A 3483-nucleotide genomic window follows, 5' to 3' on the forward strand; every position below is an offset into this window, starting at 1 on the left:
GTCTCCCGGTTGATCGACACACTCGCGGCGGGCGGCCAACGCGCCCTGAACGCGATCCGCAGTGCCCGCTCTCAAGTGCGCGAACATGTATGGAAGTTAGCTGGCACTTCGGCGCCTGATGCGACCGGTTGTGTGACCGTGGACCTGGACGGCGTTTTGGTGATCGCGCACTCCGACAAGGAAGACGCCGCTGCGACCTGGAAGAAGACCTTCGGCCATCACCCGCTGATGGGCTTCGTCGACCACGGGACGGGCGGGTCCGGCGAGCCGGTGGCCGGTCTGCTCAGGCCCGGAAACGCCGGCAGCAACACCGCCGCCGATCACATCACGGCCACCCAACTGGCCCTGGCCCAGCTGCCCAAGTCCTATCGGCGCGGGCGCCGGACGCTGATCCGCACCGACTCCGCGGGCGGCACCCACGAGTTCGTGGCCTGGCTCGCGAAACGCGGACGATGGCTGTCGTATTCGGTCGGGATGACCATCACCGACGCAATTCACCAGGCCGTACTCACGGTGCCCCTCGCGGCATGGACGCCGGCCGTCGAGCCGGACGGAGAGATCCGCGACGGGGCCTGGGTCGCCGAACTCACCGGCGGCATGCTCGACGGCTGGCCGAAGGGCATGCGGCTGACCGTCCGGAAGGAACGACCGCACCCCGGCGCCCAGTTGAGGATCACGGATGCCGACGGCATGCGGATCACGTGCTTCGCCACCAGCACCACCGGCCGCCCCATCGCCGAGCTCGAACTCCGCCACCGCCTGCGGGCACGGGCCGAGGACCGCGTCCGGGCTGCCCGCGCGACCGGCCTGCGGAACCTGCCCCTGCACGACACCGCTCAGAACAGGGTCTGGCTGGAGATCGTCCAGATCACACTCGACCTGCTGGCCTGGATGCCGATGCTTGCACTGAACGACCAGGCACGGCTCTGGGAGCCCCGCCGCCTGCGGCTCCGCCTGTTCAGCCCGGCCGGCCAGCTCGTCACCACCGGCCGCCGCCGGATCCTCCGCCTCTCTCACCACTGGCCCTGGGCCCATGTCGTCACCAGCGCCCTCGGACGGCTCGACCATCTGCCCAACCCAATCTGACCAGTAGTTTTTCCGCCCTTGCGAGCAGCACCACGTCTCCGGAGCAGTGGAACTCCGCGCCCACCCGACACGTCAGTCGGGCCACCGGCCTGCCCGCCAATAGCCACGGAACGCGAAACGGTCCGCCGACTACGTCGGCAGACCGTCACGAAAGATCGAGGTTAGGCCTGCTGTCATGTCCCCGTTACAGCGGGGACACGACAGCAGCGACGACTGCCGCTGACTCAGACGCCGGCGGCACTGCGGTTCATCGATCCCGGGGCATAATACCTGCGGATGCGGATATCGCTACTGGATCGAGCAGCCGTCCCTCATCTCGCCTGAGACTCAGAAGATCTTGAGTCCGTCGATCCTGACCCCACCCGAGTGGTTCGGCCAGGTGTAGATGGTCCACTTCCCGATCGGGGTGCCAGGCTGCCACCTTCCGTCCCCGTGCCACTGGACGACATTGTTGCCGGTCGAGATCTGCTCCGCCCATCCGAGCATGTAGGCGCCCGACCACCTGACTTCTCCGGCATTGGCCCAGCACCAGCTATCGTCGGTGCTTCCGTCAGACAACCTGTGCCCGTAGACCAGTGCGAGGTCCTGCCTCACACCGCACGTAACTTCGTCGATCGCGGACGCCTGCGGCGCAGTGGCGACCGTCAGCGAAGTCGCCGCAACGATGCTCGTCAGCGCGGACAAGGCCAACTGCTTGACTCGTCGAGTCATAAGGTTCTCCTTTTCTTGCTCTTCCAGTCGTGCTATGGGCCGGACGGCCGCTTGGTTTGGCATAGCGCCGTCCGGAGTCGAGGGGCTGAGCTTGGCGCTCAGGTCGTACCGGGCGCGGCAAGGAGGCGTGCTGCCCGATCGACCCGTGCATGGACCTGCTTCTTATAATCGGTCAGGACTTTTGTGTTGGCGGCGATAAGTCGCTGCTGGTATCCAGTCAGGACCGCGAAATAGATGCCTGCAAGGTTTGATGACCGCGTGCAGGACTCGTCGGCGATGGCTGCGGCGATCTCCTTGACGCTCGCCTTCTTGGCGTCTCTGAAGCTGTCGGCCAACTTCTGGGGGTCTTCGGCAGGGTGTCCCGCTGCGCTCATACAGGACGACCAGTTCTTGCGTGCGACGGCAACCCGACTGTCAGAGGACGTCACCTGAAACGACCTGCCAAACAGATCCTGGGTCAGCTTCCAGCCCTTGGTGTTGGTGAGGGACGGCAACTTTTTTTCCGCCCGGTCCCAGCAGACGTTGTAGTCTTTAAGCTCCCGTCCTTTGGGACCTTCGGAAAAGGGAAGGGGTACTGCGACGTGGAAACCGACCCTCTTCGCGGTTGCATGGCCGATGTAGCCCCAGTTGCCAGCCGGGCGGAGAACTTCTTTTTCAGCCCTGGTATTTTTGGGAGAGATAGTCTTCTTCCGCTTTGAATACGTGGCGTGTCCGCGGCTCTTCATGCATTGAGCTACCAGTGCCTCGTTCGTCTGGTAAAGCAGAAGGTCCTCCTTTTCGGAGGTCCCGTATTCGGAAAGCGGCAGTCCTACCAGCCCGTCGTATCCGGTGGGAGGAGCTTTGGGACTGGGCCCGACGGACGGCGCGGCCACGTCTGCAGTGTTGCCAGTAAGACCACCGGAACAGCCGGTTGCCAGCAGACCCGCAGCGATCATCGCGGTACACGCTCGGCTAACAGGCATCGAGCGTTGTCGCAGAGTGCGTATGACTTGGGCGGATCCCACGGTGTGCTTACCTTTCTGAGAACAGAAGCGAAATTCTGCGACTGGGTTCCAGACGGAGACTTGAAACGGTGGTGTTGCGCGTGGTTTCCCCCGCCACCTTCAGAAATCCCCGGTGTTTTCCGACCCGAGCCCGACGAAGTGAAGATTTGCATACACATCTCGAGGTGATCAATATGCAGCCTCTGTCGTTAGATGTTCCTCTAACCTTGATCGTTCATCAGGGCCCGTCAGCTTGCTGATGGGCCCTTTGTGTGAGTGTTGATGTGGATTTTCTTAGTCTGGGCAGGCTGATGGCCCGGTTGTCGCGTCGGGTTCCACGGTTTCGATGGGCTGGTGGTATTCGCAGGGACGGGAAGACGCTGTTCAGCTGGGGTCCGGCAGAGCGTGGAGTCGGTCTAAAGGGTGTTGCATAAGGCCGCGTTTGGGCAGGTCAGGGCCCGTGATGACAGTCTTCTGGTCATGATGCGAGGGCGAGGTTGTGCATGTGGGCGACGGCCTGGACGGCGTGGTGGAGGCCGTCGCCGTGCTGGCGGCAGTCGCGGAGGATCTTGTAGTTCTTCATGCGGCCGATGACATGTTCTACCCGGGCCCGCACAGTGCGGTGGTCCGCGTTGTCGGCCTCCTCGCCTCCCGGGTGGTGCGGGGCGGGTGTCGACTCGGGACCGCCCTCGCTCAGGCCGTA

General features: G+C 63.8%; 4 protein-coding genes. 1 reads left to right on the forward strand and 3 read right to left on the reverse strand.

Features of this window, described 5'->3' with window-relative positions:
- On the forward strand, positions 1 to 1086 hold a 1086-nt coding region (locus tag HO151_RS00560; protein WP_173894174.1), incomplete at its 5' end, for an IS1380 family transposase.
- A gap of 327 nt (positions 1087 to 1413) precedes the next feature.
- Here HO151_RS00560 and HO151_RS00565 read toward each other — a convergent pair.
- From HO151_RS00565 to HO151_RS00575, 3 genes are all read right to left on the reverse strand, one after another.
- The gene (locus HO151_RS00565) at positions 1414 to 1797 is read right to left on the reverse strand and encodes a beta/gamma crystallin domain-containing protein (RefSeq protein ID WP_173894175.1); all 384 of its coding nucleotides are present in this window, start codon (positions 1795 to 1797) and stop codon (positions 1414 to 1416) included.
- A 98-nt stretch (positions 1798 to 1895) separates the two neighbouring features.
- Positions 1896 to 2732 carry a hypothetical protein gene (locus HO151_RS00570; protein ID WP_173894176.1) on the reverse strand — a complete coding sequence of 279 codons (837 nt, stop codon included), beginning with the start codon at positions 2730 to 2732 and terminating at the stop codon, positions 1896 to 1898.
- 526 nt (positions 2733 to 3258) lie between these two features.
- The coding region (locus HO151_RS00575; RefSeq protein ID WP_302479521.1) for a transposase family protein at positions 3259 to 3483 on the reverse strand (225 nt) is incomplete at its 5' end.

The organism is Streptomyces sp. 8P21H-1, assembly GCF_013302945.1.

What these genes read in the sequence shown, in the direction of transcription:
- HO151_RS00565 (WP_173894175.1), bottom strand. Translation starts at nt 1,797, where the DNA reads ATGACTCGACGAGTCAAGCAGTTGGCCTTGTCCGCGCTGACGAGCATC.
- HO151_RS00570 (WP_173894176.1), bottom strand. Translation starts at nt 2,732, where the DNA reads ATGATCGCTGCGGGTCTGCTGGCAACCGGCTGTTCCGGTGGTCTTACT.